This is a genomic window from Shigella sp. FC1967, assembly GCF_001743005.1.
Classification (GTDB): Bacteria; Pseudomonadota; Gammaproteobacteria; order Enterobacterales; family Enterobacteriaceae; genus Proteus.
Map to the genome: position 1 here is coordinate 1 of NZ_MIIZ01001222.1, position 466 is coordinate 466.

General features: G+C 42.9%; 1 rRNA gene. It reads left to right on the plus strand.

What is annotated here, in order from left to right:
• Positions 1 to 342: 342 nt before the first annotated feature.
• Positions 343 to 466 (plus strand): 23S ribosomal RNA (locus BHE89_RS20480); the annotation flags it as partial.

Below are 466 nucleotides of genomic sequence, written 5' to 3' on the forward strand. Positions count from 1 at the left end.
ACCACACTATATCTGATGAAAATCAGGGAATAGTTAAGATAATTCAAGCGAGTTATTTTACCTATTATGCTCTTTAACAATCTGGAACAAGCTGAAAAATTGAAAACAAATCAATATATCACCGAGGTATATTGATGAGTCTCTCAAAATCTCAGACCTTGAATTTGTGATACTCCAAGGCGAGTGTCATGAGCGAACAACAGCAATTCTAGGCGGACAGCGCGCAGTAAGCGCAGCATACTTAAGTATGTGAGCATTACGAGCACTGCCCAACAACGAATTGATGCTTGTGTAGCCATGACCTTTAAAGTCGTCTTCGAGAGAAACATCTTCGGGTTGTGAGGTTAAGCGAATAAGCGTACACGGTGGATGCCTAGGCAATCAGAGGCGATGAAGGACGTGCTAATCTGCGATAAGCGTCGGTAAGGTGATATGAACCGTTATACCCGACGATTTCCGAATGGGG